At 46.1% G+C, this 17,888-nt stretch carries 17 protein-coding genes; 5 read left to right on the forward strand and 12 right to left on the reverse strand.

The genetic code is table 11. The annotated features are described in order from the left end of the window. Positions 1-75: 75 nt before the first annotated feature. From K5620_RS15165 to K5620_RS15200, 8 genes are all read right to left on the reverse strand, one after another. Positions 76-1,119 carry an alcohol dehydrogenase family protein gene (locus K5620_RS15165; protein ID WP_016402733.1) on the reverse strand — a complete coding sequence of 348 codons (1,044 nt, stop codon included), beginning with the start codon at positions 1,117-1,119 and terminating at the stop codon, positions 76-78. Beyond that, positions 1,119-1,634 carry a TetR/AcrR family transcriptional regulator gene (locus K5620_RS15170; protein WP_016402732.1) on the reverse strand — a complete coding sequence of 172 codons (516 nt, stop codon included), beginning with the start codon at positions 1,632-1,634 and terminating at the stop codon, positions 1,119-1,121. Before K5620_RS15170 ends, K5620_RS15165 begins: the two co-directional genes overlap by 1 nt. Positions 1,635-1,938: 304 nt before the next feature. After that, positions 1,939-2,187 (reverse strand): DUF3297 family protein, encoded by a 249-nt coding sequence (locus tag K5620_RS15175; RefSeq protein ID WP_016402731.1) that lies wholly within the window; start codon positions 2,185-2,187, stop codon positions 1,939-1,941. A 97-nt stretch (positions 2,188-2,284) separates the two neighbouring features. Further along, on the reverse strand, positions 2,285-2,455 hold the full coding sequence (locus K5620_RS15180) for a hypothetical protein (RefSeq protein ID WP_016402730.1): 171 nt from the start codon (positions 2,453-2,455) through the stop codon (positions 2,285-2,287). Positions 2,456-2,535: 80 nt separating this feature from the next. Continuing rightward, entirely contained in the window at positions 2,536-2,850 is a 315-nt protein-coding gene (locus tag K5620_RS15185; protein ID WP_016402729.1) for a hypothetical protein, read from the reverse strand. A 231-nt stretch (positions 2,851-3,081) separates the two neighbouring features. Further along, a complete protein-coding gene (locus K5620_RS15190; protein WP_016402727.1) occupies positions 3,082-4,581 on the reverse strand; it encodes a methyl-accepting chemotaxis protein in 1,500 nt (499 codons plus the stop codon). After that, positions 4,578-5,159, reverse strand: coding sequence for an SCO family protein (locus K5620_RS15195; protein WP_221077393.1), 582 nt, complete (start codon positions 5,157-5,159; stop codon positions 4,578-4,580). Before K5620_RS15195 ends, K5620_RS15190 begins: the two co-directional genes overlap by 4 nt. Before the next feature lie 165 nt (positions 5,160-5,324). After that, positions 5,325-6,146, reverse strand: coding sequence for an NAD(P)H-binding protein (locus K5620_RS15200; protein WP_016402724.1), 822 nt, complete (start codon positions 6,144-6,146; stop codon positions 5,325-5,327). A gap of 134 nt (positions 6,147-6,280) precedes the next feature. Between K5620_RS15200 and K5620_RS15205 the strand changes: the two genes are divergently transcribed. From K5620_RS15205 to K5620_RS15225, 5 genes are all read left to right on the forward strand, one after another. Next, positions 6,281-7,225, forward strand: coding sequence for an AraC family transcriptional regulator (locus K5620_RS15205; protein WP_016402723.1), 945 nt, complete (start codon positions 6,281-6,283; stop codon positions 7,223-7,225). Positions 7,226-7,348: 123 nt separating this feature from the next. Beyond that, positions 7,349-8,590: a cytochrome-c peroxidase gene (locus tag K5620_RS15210; RefSeq protein ID WP_016402722.1), complete on the forward strand. Its 1,242-nt coding sequence runs from the start codon at positions 7,349-7,351 to the stop codon at positions 8,588-8,590. Between the two features lie 150 nt (positions 8,591-8,740). Next, positions 8,741-9,298 (forward strand): VC2662 family protein, encoded by a 558-nt coding sequence (locus K5620_RS15215; protein WP_016402721.1) that lies wholly within the window; start codon positions 8,741-8,743, stop codon positions 9,296-9,298. Positions 9,299-9,500: 202 nt separating this feature from the next. Next, positions 9,501-10,049, forward strand: a complete 549-nt coding sequence (locus K5620_RS15220) for a hypothetical protein (protein ID WP_016402720.1) — start codon at positions 9,501-9,503, stop codon at positions 10,047-10,049. A 174-nt stretch (positions 10,050-10,223) separates the two neighbouring features. After that, positions 10,224-12,041, forward strand: a complete 1,818-nt coding sequence (locus K5620_RS15225; RefSeq protein WP_016402719.1) for an ABC transporter ATP-binding protein/permease — start codon at positions 10,224-10,226, stop codon at positions 12,039-12,041. 27 nt (positions 12,042-12,068) lie between these two features. Here the strand turns inward: K5620_RS15225 and K5620_RS15230 are convergent, their stop codons facing one another. Genes K5620_RS15230 through K5620_RS15245 form a run of 4 tightly spaced genes read right to left on the reverse strand, consistent with a single transcriptional unit; the run spans position 12,069 to position 17,859 of the window. After that, positions 12,069-14,897 (reverse strand): FAD-binding and (Fe-S)-binding domain-containing protein, encoded by a 2,829-nt coding sequence (locus K5620_RS15230; protein WP_016402718.1) that lies wholly within the window; start codon positions 14,895-14,897, stop codon positions 12,069-12,071. Positions 14,898-14,951: 54 nt separating this feature from the next. Continuing rightward, positions 14,952-15,617, reverse strand: a complete 666-nt coding sequence (locus K5620_RS15235) for a LutC/YkgG family protein (RefSeq protein WP_016402717.1) — start codon at positions 15,615-15,617, stop codon at positions 14,952-14,954. After that, complete coding sequence (locus K5620_RS15240) at positions 15,617-17,080, reverse strand: LutB/LldF family L-lactate oxidation iron-sulfur protein (protein ID WP_016402716.1); 1,464 nt, start codon at positions 17,078-17,080, stop codon at positions 15,617-15,619. Before K5620_RS15240 ends, K5620_RS15235 begins: the two co-directional genes overlap by 1 nt. Then, complete coding sequence (locus tag K5620_RS15245; protein ID WP_016402715.1) at positions 17,077-17,859, reverse strand: (Fe-S)-binding protein; 783 nt, start codon at positions 17,857-17,859, stop codon at positions 17,077-17,079. Before K5620_RS15245 ends, K5620_RS15240 begins: the two co-directional genes overlap by 4 nt. Between the last annotated feature and the right edge of the window lie 29 nt (positions 17,860-17,888).

The raw sequence follows: 17,888 nt of genomic DNA on the forward strand, positions 1-17,888 counted from the left end.
AAGCAACTTTCCTTCAGGGCTTTTTAATTAAGCGCTTTGTTTAATAGAAAAACAAGATGTGTAGCGCGTAGCTAGCTACATTGTTAGCACAATTTTACCTAAGAATTTTTTCTCTAAGAAGGTGGTTTGCGCAGCCACTATCTCTTTTAATGGATAGGTATGCGCAACTAGCGGCGCGATATCTTCCCGCTCGATGTGAGCAATTAAATTACCAAAAACCTCCGGCTCTATCACCGTACAACCAAAGAAACTTAAGTCTTTTAAGTACAAGGTGCGAACGTCTAATTCCACTATGGCTCCGCCTATCGCGCCCGATACCGCGTAACGGCCTTTTGGCCTTAGTACCTCTAGCAACTGAGGGAATAAACTACCCGCAACTAGGTCAATGACTACGTCGACACTGTTCGCGGACATCACATCGCTAAGCTTGTCACTACGCAGTACCACTTCATCAACGCCAAGATCTTCAATCATTTGCTGCTTGCTTGGGCTAGTGAGCGCAAGCACATACGCGCCACGTGCTTTAGCCAATTGAATGGCCGCCGAACCAACACCACCGGAAGCACCAGTAATTAGTACCTTGTCACCCTGTTTAACCTTAGCGCGGGTCAGTAAGTTTTCTGCAGTAGAATAAGAGCAAGGAAAAGACGCGAGCTCTGCATCGCTATATTTACTGGTTATTTTGTAGGCATGGCTAGCCGCCACTTTGGTGTATTCGGCAAAGCCGCCATCACACTCCGAGCCAAAGTACCAAGCTTGCTCTAGCGCTTTGCCATTCACCTCAGTTAAACAAGGCTCAATAAGTACTCGCTCTCCTACTCTACTCGCATCAACCTGCTCACCTACCGCCACAATGTAGCCACAAACATCGGCTCCCTGAATACGCGGAAACTGCAAAGCCTCACTCGACCAAGAGGCGTCATCGGCCTTGTCACTTTTCGAATACCAACCAATGCGGGTATTAATATCGGTATTGTTTACCCCGGCGGCCGCGACTTTAATTAATACATCACGCGCGCCAATAATCGGCATTGCTACATCACTGCGATAGCTCAGTTTATCGGTATCTCCGTGACCGGTCATATGCACGGCACACATTACATTTGGAAGAGTTGTCATTACGAATTACCTATAAGTTGTTCTAAAGTGAGTTGAGCAGCTTCAAAGCTAGGAGCACCAATTACCGGCCAAGCAGCGCTTACGCCCTCGTGCAGCAAAAAGATCTGCATGGCTAGCGCTTTATCGCCACAGCGCGTTTCAAACAGGGCTAACAAATCTTGCTTATGTTGCTTTACTGCATCGCTAATTAAAGAGTTATCGGGATACGCTGCCAAAGCACTCATCGACATGCACCCACTGGGTGCTTGAGTTTGCATCCACTGTTCTAGTTGCCTAAATATTGCCAACAGATTGTCTTTTCGCGAGTTTGTTTGCTCAGCTGAAAGCTTCTCAATATAACGAGCATGTCTATGCTGCAAAGCGCCAATTACCATCGATTCTTTAGAAGGGTAATAACGGTATAAGGTTCGCAAGCTTACCCCAGAGGCTTTTTGCAACTTAGCCACACTAGGCTCGGTAAACCCATAGTCACTAAATGCCCGCTCAAGTTGTTCGGCAATTTGTTGTTCAAGCATTGACGTTCTCAAGTAGAGTGTTTATTCTACCCGCAATGGTAGAATAAACACTCTACCTAGGTCAACTGGTCGTTCGCAAAGCAATGGCAAAAGAGCAATTAAAACGTAATGTTCTCAGCTCTAAGCATTAAAAAAATCACATAAAAACAAGCAATTGAGAAGAAACACGGAAGTGAAGTAAAGCACTGAAAGAGCTTAAAAAACGAGCTGCGGTTTAGGGTTTGATCTTAAGAAGGTAAATGCTGGTTAAGTAGAAAATATAAGCCACAGTGCTAGTTACGCTGTGGCTTGAGGCAAAAAAGGCCTATTTATAAAACGCTTCCACTTCGCCTTTAAGTTTAATGAGCATTGGCTGGCCAAAACGGTCTTTAGCTTTAGGTGAAGGGATTTTTACCCAACCTTCGCTAATACAGTATTCTTCAACGTCGGTGCGCTCTTTGCCATTAAGTTTAATGCCAATGTCGTGCTCAAAACACTCTGCAACATGGAAAGGGCTGCGAGGGTTGCCTGCAAGATGATCTGGCAAAGCAGGTTTAGCGTTATTTTCGCTCATGTTAACTACCTGAAATACGTAAAAAGTGCGTCATTGTAGACAATGCCAGCGCTAGACTCAATAAATGGAAACATCACGCTAAGCTCTCTTGCCAGTGCTAGCTACCAGACTCTGACGCTAAGGAAGCTGAGTTACTAGAAGGCTTTTTAGCAGCAAAAAAATCGCAGGCTTGACGATCAGCCATGGTTGGCTGTTCCCATGCTCCGCAAAGATCTTTTTGGTTTTCACGTGTTCGGGTAAATTGCCTGCATTGTCCGCACTTGTTCATACTCTATTCCTTGAGGTTAAAACACCCCAAGAGGCTAAGTAATAAAGCGCTATAAGCTTTTGATATGAGTCAACATATTCTTATTCAAGTAAAAGTGATTTAAGCGCCTTGCGAATAAGTGTGTCGGTTATTTCGCTGCTTACTACACGTGCAGCTAACAAACCCAGTACACCAGCTAAGGCTAAGATCCAAATGGTTAAACCAAAGAGTAAATAGCTGCCACCAAGCAATAGCAACAATAAACCTAAACGCACTAAATGAGTAATCAGCGGAAATACTGGTAAAGGACTGGAAGCATTAATCTGCTCACAAGCCTGCTCTAACAAGTCAAACTGCTTATCTCTTTCTAGATGAGCAATTTCTTCGAAATAATCTATGTAAGGTTTAACGTCCATGTTTACTCTAGCGATAGGGGTATTGAACCCATTTTACAATAAACTACGCGCTTAATCGTTGCCTACGATTTGTGTTTAATAAAAAAGGGAATAATGAACAAATCATCGAGCTGAAAAGCACTGTTGATGCTTGCACTAGAGTAAATTGTTTTACCAGCCTGTTGGTATCCAATCGCAGCCCCAACTAAGGTAAACAAGGCAAAGGACTAAGCTTTGCCCCCTGCCATAAAATCACTTCTGAGTTTGATACAAGGCGACTCGCTGCTCCAGCGAAAGCATGGTATTAGCGACTTTCTCAGCGGTGTCGGCAAGCAACTGGCTTTGCTCAATTAACACGGTATTTTTATCTCTTATCTCATTAATACTTTGTTCTATCTGGTTACAAGCATCGGTTTGTTCGGTGGTGCTATTAGCTATTTGGGTATTCACATCGCGCATATCACTTACGCTCTGATTAATCTGAGAAAGAGTACTACCACCAGACTCAATTTTGGCTTTAGATTCATCGGAATACACCAACCCTTTTTGCATTGAATCCACCACTTGCGAAGCGTTGGTTTGCAAGGTATCGATGATTTGATTAACCTCTCCAGTCGATTGCTGGGTTCTGGCTGCCAATGCCCGCACTTCATCAGCTACTACCGCAAAACCGCGCCCTAACTCGCCTGCACGGGCGGCTTCAATGGCTGCATTTAAGGCCAGCAAATTAGTTTGTTCCGATATCGCTTTAATCACTTCGATAACAGCATTAATTCCCTGAACATTTTCGTTAAGTTGGCTGGTATAAACTTCCGAATCGCTAAGCAAGCTATTTAGTGTTTGCGTAGCAGCTACCGATTCGTCTACATCTTTTGAACCAGACTGAATTTGCGTCTCTACAGATTCCGCCGCATTTGCCGCATTGCTGGCATTGTCAGACACGTTACGCGCCGAATGAGATAACTGCACAGAGGCGCTAGCGACAGAATCACTTTGCTGCATTTGCTGCATAACAATTTCTTTGGTTTCGCTACTTTGCTGGTTTAGCCCACTCACTAAATCATTTATATCCACAATAGATTGTTTTAAGTCGCTAAACAGCTCATTGAATTCGGTTATTAAAGTATTAAAGGCAATCACCGTGGGGTGCTCAGTATTGCTGGTAATAGTGGCAGTAAGGTCTTTATTTTCGGCCAACTTATCGACGGCCAAAATAACAGAATTCGACACCTTCGCATCCTTAGCCATGTTGATTGCGTAAAAAATCAGTACCCCGCTTTCTACCACCACAAAAGCTGCGTGCACAAAAGCCGTTCCCCAGGAGCAACCGGTGCTATACAAAATCACTGGTATACCGCCCAAGCTCGCATCATTTAACTGCAAAGCAGTAAACGCCAAGTGATGTACTGCAATTAAGCCCGCTGCAGCCACCACCGGTAACCAATCTTTGTAGATCAATACAAACGCCAAGGCGGCAAATATATGAAAATGCATTTCTAATCGGCCCAGTTGGGCCTGAATCATTACCATGGAGTACACCATCAGCAACATGGCATTTATGCAAGAAGACAAGCGAGTTCCGCGCATATACGTGTAGTTAAGCAAGGCAACAATAGAGATGAGCACCGACATGGTTAGCGCAAAAGAATGGCTTGCGTAACCAATAGGTACCAGCAGCCCTACTACCGGTAAATGAGCCAACAGAATATACAGCACCTGCTTGTCGGCTAGCTGTGCGGAGTTAGAAATCATAATAAATCACCTTGTTGCAATAACTTAAAATCGGTAACTACCTGGCTAATATCAAGGTTTTGCTGGGTATACACCAAGCTCACTTCACCTAGAGGATTAAGCAGGTACAAGTATGCTGAATGGTCAACTACTTGCTGGTCGAAACTGGTTGAGACGTAACCTGGAAAGCGTTGTGAGACCTCGATAGATTGCTGAAAATCAGCAACCTGACGAAACTCCACCTTGTTTAACATCGCAGAGCTAAAGGTCTGGTGAGGGGCAGACATCACCAAATCAATATACAAAAACTGGGCGGCCTGTAATGCCGCTTCATCGGCTAAGGCTGCTAGATTGAGTAACTGGCGAGGGCAAGCTTGGCTACACCCCTGGAAGCCCAAAAACAAATAGGTATATTTGCCTTGGTAATCATTCAGCTCACCCTGCTGATTTAGCAAAATATTGTAAGCCTGAGCTTGGCTAAGTTGCCCATAAAAATCGCCAGTTTGGGAAACTGGTTTTACAAATGGCAACGCAAAAGCAAACATAGCTGGGCAAACAAACAGCAAAAGTGCCCTAAATTTAACGAGATACTTGTTCATCATTTCAGCTTAGTTGCAGCCAAGCTAGTGACCCAGTTATCAGTAAACTAGTTTTTGAACTGTCTCTCATTTTTTAGCGAGGCAATAGCCATGCGAATAAAGACCATAGAGAAAAGAAAAAGCGAATGCCCAGCACTCGCTTGTTAATGGAGACGTTGATTTAAACTATCGCTGCCAAGCACCTGCTGCATGAGCTTCTGCTGCATAACTAGAAAATGATTTAGGTTTGCGCCCCAAAGCTTGCTCTACCCCCTTGCATAAATGGCTATTTCGACCATCCATTACCGACCCGAATAACTCCTTCATTAGCCATAGCATGTCCGCTGGCATGCCTTGGTTTTTTAGCGCTTCAACAAACTGGCTTACACTAATATCGATAAACTCAATGGGCTTATTTTGTGCTTGAGCAACTTGCGCTACGCAGTCGCGTAAGGTTAATAACTCGGGGCCCGTTACTTCAAACAAAGTATTTGCTAAAGCAGGTTTAGTTAAACAAGCTACTGCCACCTCGGCAATGTCGTCTACATCGACAAAAGGTTCGAGCACGTCTGCGGCGGGTAAAGCAACTTGCCCAGCTAAAACAGACTCTATTAGAAAGCCCTCGCTAAAGTTTTGCGAAAACCAACTGGCTCGCACTACATTCCACTTCAAACCGCTATTAATGAGTTGCTGCTCTGCCTGCTCGGCGCCTTGTTCACCTCTGCCCGATAACAACACTAGGTGTTTTATGCCGGCTTTTTTAGCCTGTACGATAAACTCCGCAATGTGTTGTTTGGCGGCGGGAACCGCCAAATCGGGTTGGTAAGTTACGTAAGCAGACTCACACCCCTGCATTGCCTCTAGCCAAGTCTCTGGTTTGAGCCAATCAAAAGCTGGAGAGCTTGAGCGGGAAACACCGCGAGTACTTATACCTTTAGCTTGCAGTAGTGATTCTACGCGACGTCCGGTTTTACCTTTAGCGCCAATAATTAAGGTGGTTGCTGTCATCTTGTGCTCCTAAATATCTGTTTAAGATCTAGTGTGTTAATCACCTATTTAGTATTTGATAAAGCAACTGGATGTTTAATGCCCTTAAAGCTACAATTTTTAACTATTCGTCCAAATTAACGAGATTAAGGGCTATGTCCATCAATCCGGTATTTTTTCCTACTGCTAACGACCCTTTGGGAGAAACGCTGCATCAACTGCGGGTAGATGGCGGTTTATATTGTCGCTCGGTGTTGCGCGGGGACTGGTCTATTTCTATGCCTCTTTTACCAGGCAAGCTGATGTTTCACATAGTGACTAAAGGCCAGTGCTGGTTGTGTATAGCCAATCAATCTCCGCAACAACTAAAACAAGGCAGCTTGGTATTAATTCCGCACACACTTGGTCATACCTTAACGAGTAATCCTCAATTAAGCCCCACACCACTGTTTGAGTCTGGGGTAAAACGCCTAAGTGAGAGATACGAAACCTTAGAGATTAACCAAAGCGGCGAGTTAACAGAGGTAACCTGTGGCGTGCTTGGCTTCGACCAGCTGGCGGCGCAACAACTCATTCAACAATTGCCGCCAGTATTAAGCCTGCACCAAAGTGAGTTAGAACACCCGCAATGGCTTACCAGTACCCTTGACCTTATTACCGCTGAAGCGCAGCTACTTAAACCTGGCGGGGAAACCATCATTACCCACTTGGCCGATATTCTGGTGATACAGCTCATTCGCCATTGGCTTGAACAAGCGCCACAAGCCAGTGAAGGTTGGTTGGGAGCATTACGCGATAAACAAATAGGCATCGCCTTACGGGCGATTCACCACCAGCCAGAAAAAAGCTGGACAGTGGCAAGCCTAGCCCAAGAGTGTGGTATGTCGCGCTCAGGGTTTTCTGCCCGGTTTAGCCAACTTATTGGCAACAGCGTTAAAAACTACCTCACTCAATGGCGAATGAACCTCGCTCATCAGCGCTTACAGCAACAGCATGTTCCTTTAATTGAACTGGCCGAAGAGCTAGGCTATAACTCTGAAGCGGCATTTTCTCGGGCGTTTAAGCGTGTTATTGGTGTCTCTCCCGGTAAAGTGCTTTAACTAAGTAAGGGTTTGTTGACTCTAGTATTACGTCACACTATCGCCAGAGATTAGGCAGGTTTACACATCTTTACACTGCAGCTGTTAGTTTAAAAAAAGGAATTTTTAAGGTACACGTCAGTGATGATAAAACAGTTTACGACTCAACTTGGTTTGGTACTTTTACTCAGTGCTTGTGGTGGCGGTGGTGAAACAAGCTCAAGTGAAGATAATACAAAAGTTGCCCCTCCTATCACCGAGCCAGAATCGGCGCTAAACTTACCCGAAGCGCATTTTAATTACGCCAATATTGCCCTACCCACTCACTACACTGAAAACAACTTTCCGGCGCAATCTCAGTTTCAACATGCCGCCATCGAGTTTGACAATACACCAGTAGACAACCCCGTTACCGATGCTGGCGCCACCTTAGGCCGAGTACTGTTCTACGATAAAAAGCTAAGTGCCAACGGCACCACTGCCTGCGCATCTTGTCACTTAGCGGAACATGGCTTCTCAGACCCGCGAGTGCAAAGCATTGGTTTTGATGGCGAACTAACCCGCCGTCATTCAATGAGTATTGTTAACGCGCGTTTTTACTTTAGTGGCACGTTCTTTTGGGACGAGCGAGCAGCAACTTTAGAAGAACAAGTGCTTATGCCATTTCAAGATCCGATAGAAATGGGGCTGATCCTCGCAGAACTAGAAGAAATAGTCTCCAACCAAACTTACTACCCTGCACTGTTTAACGATGCCTTTGGTGATGAGAGCATTTCCAGTGACCGCATTGCTAAAGCCTTAGCCCAATTTGTAAGAAGTATGGTAAGTACTACTGCCAAATACGATGTAGCCAGAAGTGAGGTGCTATCACCACGTGTTGATTTCCCAGGTTTTAGCGCCCAAGAAAACCTGGGTAAAGATCTCTTCTTGTTACCAAGAGAAAATGAAAATGGCGATAGTGCCAATTGCGCGGGTTGCCATGTTAGCGAAGCATTTGTAGGCCCAATACCCAATGGCCCAGTACTTAGAACTACCGCCACGGTAAATGGACTAGATGCGATATCCTCCGATGATTTAGGTATTGCAGAAACAACCGACAATAGCAACGACAGCGGAAAATTTAAAGCGCCTTCACTGCGAAACATCGCTATTCGTCCGCCCTATATGCACGACGGCCGTTTTGCCAACTTAGAGCAAGTGATAGATCATTACAGCAACGGTATTCAACTACACCCAAACCTAAGAGCACCACTGTTAGACTCAAATGGCCAAGCCTTCCAATTCAACTTTAATGAAGAGGAGAAGCAAGCTCTCATCGCCTTCTTAAACACCCTTACCGACCATGAGATGTTGGCCGATGAAAAATACAGTGACCCTTTTAATTAGGCACTAAATGTTTACATGGTGCGCATTGTAGATATAAGCATTCTGGTATTCACAACATCACTCACTGCTATATACTGCGCGCCCTTATTGATTGACAACTGCCTTGGTAAAACCACTTATAATATCAATGCAACTAATGGAGATTTACCTTTGAAAAGATTCATTTCAGCTATCGCGCTTAGCGCCCTAATTTCTGCTCCTGCCTTTGCCGAATCCCCCGTAATGTTCTCAACTATTAACGGCTACAACGCGCCTGATTCAGATGCTGTTGGCGGCGTACGTTTATCAGTACTTCATGGTCAAGTAGACGAAGTAAGAGGTGTAGACTTCTCGGTATTAGGTATGTCTGAAACCAAGCGCACCACTGGTATTAACTTTGGGCTATTTTTTGGTGGCGCTAAAGTAACCGAAGAAATGAAAGGAGCATCTTTAGGTTTATTTAACTGGAATACCGGCTCAACTACCGGTGTTAACTTGGCAGCAGTAAACATTACTAACGATGTAAACGGCCTAAACTGGAGTGCGGTAAACGTATCTGAAGGGTACACCAAAGCAGACTTAGGCTTGGCCAGCATTTCAGAAAAGTCTAACTTCCAGTTAGGTGTATTTAACATGACCAAAGAAATCGACGGCGTTCAAATTGGCTTAATCAACTGTGCCGACAATGGCTTCTTTAAGTGCTTCCCAATCTTGAATTTTGCTAAATAAACTCTGCAAAGCTTAATAGCCAAGGTTAATCCTAGGCCAGCCTATTTGCTGGCCTTTTTATTTCCGTGAATCTCACATCACAGAATCCAATAATATTCTGTATTACTTGTATTTCAATCAGTAACATACACGCTTGTGTAAACTAAAAAATAAACCCCACTTGCCTAAGCACTAAGCGCCTTAGGCTCGGATAACGGCCAGCATGTACTTACACTTAGGGATTAAGAAACGAAACGCCAAACGGATTGGCTACAGCCGAGATTACTGTAATTACTGTGAGAAACCTGTAATTGCCGAGCTGTGGCGTTATCGCGCTTGGCTAGGTTTGTTTTGGATCCCGATTTTACCGTTAAACAAAAGGCAGCATTGGCTTTGTAGCGAATGTAATAATCAAACCGATAGCCGCTACACCAATGGTTTAGTCTCAAAAGTGGTGATTTTGTTATTTTCGCTGATCGTAACCGGCTTACTATTTGACCCAGAAGCACCGCAATACAGTGACTATATTTGGTGGCTGCGTGGCTTAAGCTTTGCCATCAACATCTTATGCTTTGTTTGGTTGCTTAAACACAAAAAGCGCCCTAGCCACAAACAACGTCGAGCCAAGCTAGAACCATTAAAGGCTGCCCATTGCCACTTTTGCCAAGGCCCTTTGTACATTGGTTTAGAAACCCGCTGTGATGCCTGCCAACTAAAGGTTTACAAAACCGTTAAAGGCGCAACAAAGTTAAGTACCAAGCGCCCTTATTAAACCTGCTTAACAACACTTACAAAGTGACAATTGCTACACACTTCAAAGACTAAGCTTTGCTATTCTAAGCACTTGAAGTCATCGTTATATGAGCAGCACTATCAAGCTTATATTCGGCTTAATCATGCAGTACATAATAGTTAGCGAAACGTTGGCTACAACCAAGGCTCAGCAATGCAAATGCAAACGCAAACAAACAACCATGCGCACAACGCCAACCCAAACTCTGCGCAGCCAGAGAAAAAAGCTAAAAACCTGCGCATATTGTTTGAGTTAACTGCTTTTATTCGCCCCTATAAAGTGAAAGTAGCAGCGGCATTGCTAGCACTAATTTTTACTGCGTCACTCACCCTCTCGGTGGGCTACGGGGTGCGCATTTTAATTGATGAAGGTTTCGCTCAGCAGTCGCAACAAGAGCTGGGTAATGCCATTCAATTTATACTTATGGTCACCCTGCTCATTTCTATTGGCACCTTTTTTCGTTTTTACTTAGTGTCTTCGGTGGGAGAGCGAGTAAGCGCCGACATAAGGCTAGCAGTGTTTAACCACGTAATTACCTTGCACCCAAGCTACTTTGAAACCAACGGCAGCGGCGACATTATGTCGCGCATCACTACCGACACCACCTTATTGCAAAGCATTATTGGCTCGTCATTTTCTATGGCTATGCGCAGTGCCTTAATGTGTGTGGGCGCAATAATCATGCTGTTTGCCACCAATATAAAGCTCACCCTTATTGTATTAGCCTCGGTGCCCTTTATCTTGGTTCCTATCCTGATTTACGGCCGACGTGTTAGAGCCCTCTCACGCCAAAGCCAAGACTCAATGGCCGATGTAGGCAGCTACGCAGGCGAAGCCATTGAGCAAATAAAAACGGTACAGAGTTACAGTAACGAAGCCCAAGAAAGTGCACTGTTTTCAAAAGAAGTAGAAAAGGCCTTTGAAGTAGGCAGACAGCGAGTTAAACAACGTGCCATCTTAATCTCCGGCGTCATCGTGATTGTATTTAGTGCCATTGCCGGCATGTTGTGGGTAGGCGGAAGCGATGTAATCAACGGCGTGATGTCGGCCGGAGATTTAGCCGCCTTTGTGTTTTATGCCATTATGGTTGCGTCTTCCTTAGCGACCATTTCAGAAGTATTAGGCGAATTACAACGCGCTGCGGGTGCTACCGAACGCTTGATTGAAATTCTACAAGTAAAAAGCCACATTACCGCACCTAGTCAAGACCTTGCCTCAGCTAACGGGTTAAGCGCCGAAGTGGCCTTTAAAAATGTCACTTTCCACTACCCTTCTAAACCCGATATTGCAGCAACAGAGCAACTCACATTAAAAGCAGATAAAGGCAAAGTGCTAGCACTTGTTGGGCCATCGGGCGCTGGTAAAACCACCCTGTTCGAACTACTGCAACGCTTTTACGACCCGCAAATAGGCGAGGTAAGTTTAGGCGGCGTAAACATTCGCCAACTAGAACCAGCATCGCTGCGCCAACACATGGCCTTAGTGCCACAACACCCAGCCCTGTTTAGCAGCGACGTATTCCACAACATTCGTTATGGCAATCCCGATGCCAGCGACGAACAAGTAATAGAAGCAGCCAAAAAAGCCCACGCCCATGAGTTTATTAGCCAATTACCACAGGGCTATAACAGCTTTTTAGGCGAGAGAGGCGTGCGATTATCTGGCGGCCAACGCCAGCGCATTGCTATCGCTAGAGCCATATTAAAGAACCCAAGTATATTGTTACTGGACGAAGCCACCAGTGCCCTAGACAGCGAAAGTGAACACCACGTTCAGCAAGCCCTGCAAGAGTTAATGAATAACAGAACCACCTTAATTATTGCTCACCGCCTCTCAACCATTCAGCACGCCGACAAAATCGCAGTAATGGACCAAGGCCGCTTAATTGATGTTGGGGATCACCAATCTCTGCTGCAAAGCTGCCCGCTATATCAACGCTTAGTAGAGTTGCAGTTTAAGCACAATTCTTAGTCTTTTAAGACATAGCCCCAAAGAGTTTCACAAACTCACTTCATCTACCAAGTACAATATCGATTGATACACCACACCGCTGTGTTGTGATAAGCCTATTTCGCAGGTTCGGCTATTGCTGTAGCCACGGGTGCAGCCTTCTGGTACTTGTGCTTTTAGTGGGGCTAGCGCGGCTTGGTTTAACTCGGGAGTAGTAAAGCCTTTGTCGCCTGCCCAGCCGCAGCAATAGATATGCTCAGGCAATATCGCTTGCTTAGCACAGCGCTTGGCAATACTTAACAAGGGGTCGTGCATGTCCATTCGCCGCGAACTACAAGTTAGGTGCAGCATCACGGGTTCATCAAGTTGGGCAATCTCTAACTTGTCTAGCGCGTGCTGGTGAATAAAACCGATGGGTTCGTGGATATCCAGGTCACGCTCAAACTGTTCTTTACTGCGTTTAGCACAAGGGCTGGTGTCCATAAGCACTGGCCAACGGCCATGTTCACTTAACTGCCATATTGCGTCTTCTAATTGCTGTGATTTACTGCTAGCAAGATCAAACATACCTTTGCTGTGATAAGGCATCCCACAACATAGCTCGTCACCATTACCGGGAATAAGCACTTCGTAGCCAGCTTTTTCTAGCACACTGCAAGTCACTTCCAGTAAGGGGCGTGGGTCGATAGCATCGGCGGGCGGTGCCATAGTGCGCGAGGCACAAGACGGAATATACACCACCTTTTGTTTATGAAAGCGTGCTTGAGGTGGTTGATACTTGGCCCGACGCGGAAAACTAGGGTTCCAAGTAGGCACCTTACCCGCCGATACCTTAGTAATGCCTTTGCTAATGGCACCTAGGGCTTTGTCGCCCAGTATTTTATGGCCAAGCTCTGCGGTACCTAAACCTAAACGTGTCATTGTAGCTACGCTAGAAAAATGCTCCGCTGTCCAGCGAGCGATATTTTGATGTTTGGCATAGTGTTTTTCGCGCAGTTTACGCACTAAATCGCCGGTGTTAATGCCAACAGGACAACGGTCGGCACACAAGCCTACTGCAGCACAGGTATCAACGCCTTGGTACTTAAAGTCTTTTTCTAGCTCGGCCAAGCGCAGAGGTTTGTCGCCAGTTCGGCGTAATTCACTTAACTCTCGGTACAGAACGATACGTTGCCGCGGGCTCAAGCTTAAGCTGCCCGAGGGACAAACCGGTTCACAAAAACCGCATTCAATACATTTATCCACTAAGTCATCGGCGGCTGGCATCGGTTTTAAGTTTGCTAAGTGGGCTTGGCTGTCATCATTAAGAATAACGCCGGGATTAAGCAAACCTTGTGGGTCAAACAATTGCTTAATTTGTTGCATAAGTGCAATGCCTTCGGCGCCCCACTCTAGCTCAACAAAGGGTGCCATGTTGCGGCCAGTGCCATGCTCAGCTTTAAGGGAACCTTGATATTTAACCGCCACCAGCTGGCTCACTTCATCCATAAAACGGCCATAACGTGCCACTTCATCCGGGTCTTCGAAGCCTTGGGTGAATACAAAATGCAGGTTACCAGCTAGCGCGTGGCCAAAAATAATCGCTTCGTGATAACCATGTTTGGTGAACAATGCTTGCAGCTCGTTCACGCCATTGGCTAGGCGCTCTACTGGAAAAGCCACATCTTCGATAATTACCGTTGTGCCGGTTTCTCGCACTGCGCCCACAGCAGGAAACATGCCTTTGCGAATGGCCCACAAGGCAGCCGTTTCAGACGATTTAGTGGTAAACGCAACCTCACCGACGCGGGGGAAATTACGCAAACTGTCCATCACTTGCTGACACAATTGGCTTAATTCATCGGCTTGGCTACCACGCGTTTCCACTAGTAAAGCGCAGGCTTGATTATCTAGGTCGGCGATAAACTTGGGCATACCCGCTTGGTTAGCCACTGATGCTAGCGCGCGGCCATCCATTAACTCCACTGCCGCAACCGCTTGCTTGGCTAATACTTCTACCGCTTTACAGGCCACATCACTATTTTCGAACACCAACAACGTTGAGGCTTTATGTGGATGCTCCACTACTGTGTTGTAGGTAAGCTCGGCGATAAAGGCCAAGGTACCCTCTGAGCCAATCATCAAGTGCTGCAAAATATCGAAGGGGTCGGTAAAGTCCACCAGCGCGTTTAAGCTATAACCCGTGGTGTTTTTTAGTCGATATTTATGGCGGATTTTGTCGGCTAAAGCGGTATTTTGTTGGGTGGTTTGAGCCAACTCGCTCAGCTGTTCTAACAAGCTAGCATGGCTTTGCTTAAAGGCCGCTACACTTTGTGGGTCACCGGTATTAAGCACCGTTCCGTCGGTAAGTACCAAGGTAATTGATGCCATAGTGTGATAAGAGTTTTGAGCGGTGCCGCAACACATGCCCGAGGCATTATTGGCCGCAATACCTCCAATTTTACAGGCATTAATCGAAGCCGGATCAGGGCCAATTTTTCGCTGAAAAGGCGCTAAATAACGGTTGGCGTCGGCGCCTATCACCCCTGGCTGTAGGCTAATTTTGTTGCCGTTATCTAATATTTGGTGAGAGCGCCAATCATCACTAAGCAAAATAAGCACTGAATCACTGATCGCTTGCCCCGACAAACTGGTACCTGCAGCACGAAAAGTATAAGGCAGCTGCAAATTAGCACAGCTGGCCATTACTAGTTGCAGTTGCTCTAAAGTGTTAACTTTAACCACCAGCTGCGGAATTAGGCGATAAAAACTAGCGTCGGTTCCATAAGCTAAAGTTTGCGCTTCACTGGTCATTAGCTGCTCGGGAGCAAGTGTAAGTGACAAGTGCTCAAACAATTGTTGGTAAGGTCCGTCTAACTCGTTATGTGTTTGAGGCATATTTTTGGCTGCTCCACTGCTTCTGCTTGGTGTTAAAAATTGGTTTAATCTCGGCTACTCGCCGTTTATCACAATCACAATTAGCTGGCTGGGGCCGTGTGCACCATAAGCTAAGGTTTGCTGAATATCGGCGGTTTTAGACGGTCCCGATATCAGCACTACATTAGTTGGCAATCCTTTATGCCAATGTTGCTCGCTGATTAATTGGCTAAAATTATCGACAATTTGGCTGGCTTTAATCACGGCCACATGACACGGCGCAATCAACGATAAACTGCGGGGCTCATCGGCACTAGGTTTAAGCACTAAAGTGCCGGTATCGGCAATACCGGCTGCACAGCCAGTAAAAGTGACATCGGTACTATCAAACAAGGCAGTTTTGAGCTGTTCAAAAGGCTGCAAAAAGTGGTTTAGTTGTAAGTGTTCGGCAAGCGCTAAACTAAAAGCTTTACTCCATTCGCCGCCTTTCCCACATAGCGCAGTTTGCCATTGGTGCTGTTGCTGTAACTCCAGCAAACAAGCCGATAATTGCTTGGAATTTTCTAGAATAATTACATCAGCATGGGCGGCCATTAAGCTTTGTTCAAAACGGGCTAAAGCCTGCTCTGGTGAAGAGGCCTGCCAGGCATTAGCACTGGTTTGGTTTGTCGGTGCTATGGCCGAAACAGCAGCCAAGCGCTGCATAATGTTTTGCTTGGCATTTGAGTTACTCACCGCCATTAGCGTGCTCCTCCAGTTGCTGAACGAGTTACCGACTTGCTAGCGCGGCGCTTCATAGTTTGGTGAAAGGTTTGGCTGGCTAACTCAGGTTTATTACGACAACGCGTCCACTCTCCCATTGGCATAGGCAAATATTTGGCAAGCTTTACACCAACAGCCATAGCCCAATTGTAGATACTAGGATGAGTACTCAACCAAGCCCACATCCGCCACGCAGTGTGCTCTGCCCAACTAGCGGCGCTCGCTTGCCCTTTCAAACTTGGAGTCTGCTCGGCAGCGGGCAGCTTTGCATCATGGCGCAAGCGCTGCAACAAACTAGGAATGGGGATCTTAACCGGACACACTTCTTCACAGGCACCACACAAGCTTGAGGCGGTTACCAGATCACTGGTTTGCGCTAAACCCTGTAAATGGGGCGAAATTATTTTCCCAATAGGGCCTGGGTAAGTGGTGCCGTAGGCATGGCCACCAACACGGGTATAAACTGGGCAATGGTTCATACAGGCACCACAGCGAATACACTGCAGGGTTTTACGCAAGACTTCGTCGGCATAGGCTTGTGAGCGACCATTATCGAGCAATACCAAATGCACTTCGTTTGGCCCGTCTCGCTCTGGCGCACGTCGTGGACCAGAGATCATATTGAAGTAAGTGGTAATATGCTGGCCAGTCGCCGAGCGAGTTAAAATGCTAAATAGTGGTGGCACATCACTTAAAAACTCCACCACCTTCTCAATACCAGTAACCGCAATATGCACTGGTGGTACGGTAGTGGTCATGCGGCCATTACCTTCATTTTCAACCAAACATAAGGTGCCCGTTTCAGCCACCGCAAAGTTCACCCCAGATATGCCCACCTCTGCTTGCTTAAACTTGGTGCGCAAAGCTTCGCGGCCGGTTTGGATTAACTTGTCTACTGATAAGGTGTAATCAAAGTCTTTAATATGTTGCTGAAATAAATCGGCTACTTGCTGCTTATTTTTGTGAATGGCCGGCATGATAATGTGAGAGGGCGTTTCTTTGGCCAGCTGCACAATGTACTCACCCATATCGCTCTCTACACATTCAATGCCTAGGCCTTCTAGATGTTGGTTAAGCTCGATCTCCTCTGTCACCATGGATTTGCCTTTAACGACCTTAGTAGCGCCTTGGCTTTGAATTAACTCGGCAATTAACTGTTGAGCTTGCTTGGCATCTTCGGCCCAATGCACTTGTATGCCATTGGCTTGGCAGTTTTCCTCTAACTGCTCTAGTAGCTGCGGTAACTTGCTTAAACAGCGCTGGCGAATGTTCTCGGCGTGTTCACGCAATTGTGCGAGCTCTTGCGGATCGCTAAACGCGTCTTTGCGCTTTTGTTGCAAATAATCCATGGCGCCGCGAAAGTTGCTGCGTAAGGTTTGATTGGCTAAGGCATCGCTAGCTTGTTGTTTAAACTGGCTCGCTTGGTAATGCAGTACACTCATGCTTTAGCTTCCTTGGTACGTTGCCATAAAAAGCTCGCGAGGTGCTGGCCGTTAAAGCGACTGGCTTCTCCTCGATAGGCCAAATGTCCATTAATGTTAGCTAAGCAGCCCCAATCGGCACTCACTAAATAACTGGCACCAGAGCCTTGCAAATGCCTGGCTTTGTCTTCCACCATCGCTTGGCTTATCTCACTATGGCGCAGTGAGAAACTGCCGCCAAAACCACAACATTCGCTTTCGTACTCGGCTTTTTTAAGTTCTACTTTATCTAACTGAGATAGCAAAGCTTGCGAGCTGGCATGGATTCCCAACTCTCTTCGCCCGCTGCAGGAGGTGTGTAACACAACCGAGGTTAAGGGCCCTTGGTCGTGTAATTTTGCCCGGCAAATATGGGCTAAAAATTCGCTAAACTCAAAAACTCGTTCAGCAAATGCTTCCGCTTGGTCGGCGTAAATATCATCATTAGCAAATAAGTGGGGATAGTGCTTAAACATCATTCCGGCACAAGAACCCGACATCACGACTATTGGATAATCTTCCGGAAATAGCCCCATTTGGCTTAAGGCAACGGTTTTTGCTTGTTCTTGGTAGCCAGAGGTATAGGCAGGTTGGCCACAGCAGCTTTGTTTTTCTACCCAAATAACCTCTACCCCTTCTCGTTCAATTAGTTCTATGGCGGCAAGGCCACCTTCGGGATCGAGCAGGTCTAGCAAACAAGTTGCGTAGAAATACACCTTACTGGGTTTGCTGGGGTATATCCTTAATCCCGTTTGACTCATCCCTTTCCCTTACTAATAAACAACAAGCT

The organism is Agarivorans albus (assembly GCF_019670105.1).
GTDB classification, from domain to species: domain Bacteria; phylum Pseudomonadota; class Gammaproteobacteria; order Enterobacterales; family Celerinatantimonadaceae; genus Agarivorans; species Agarivorans albus.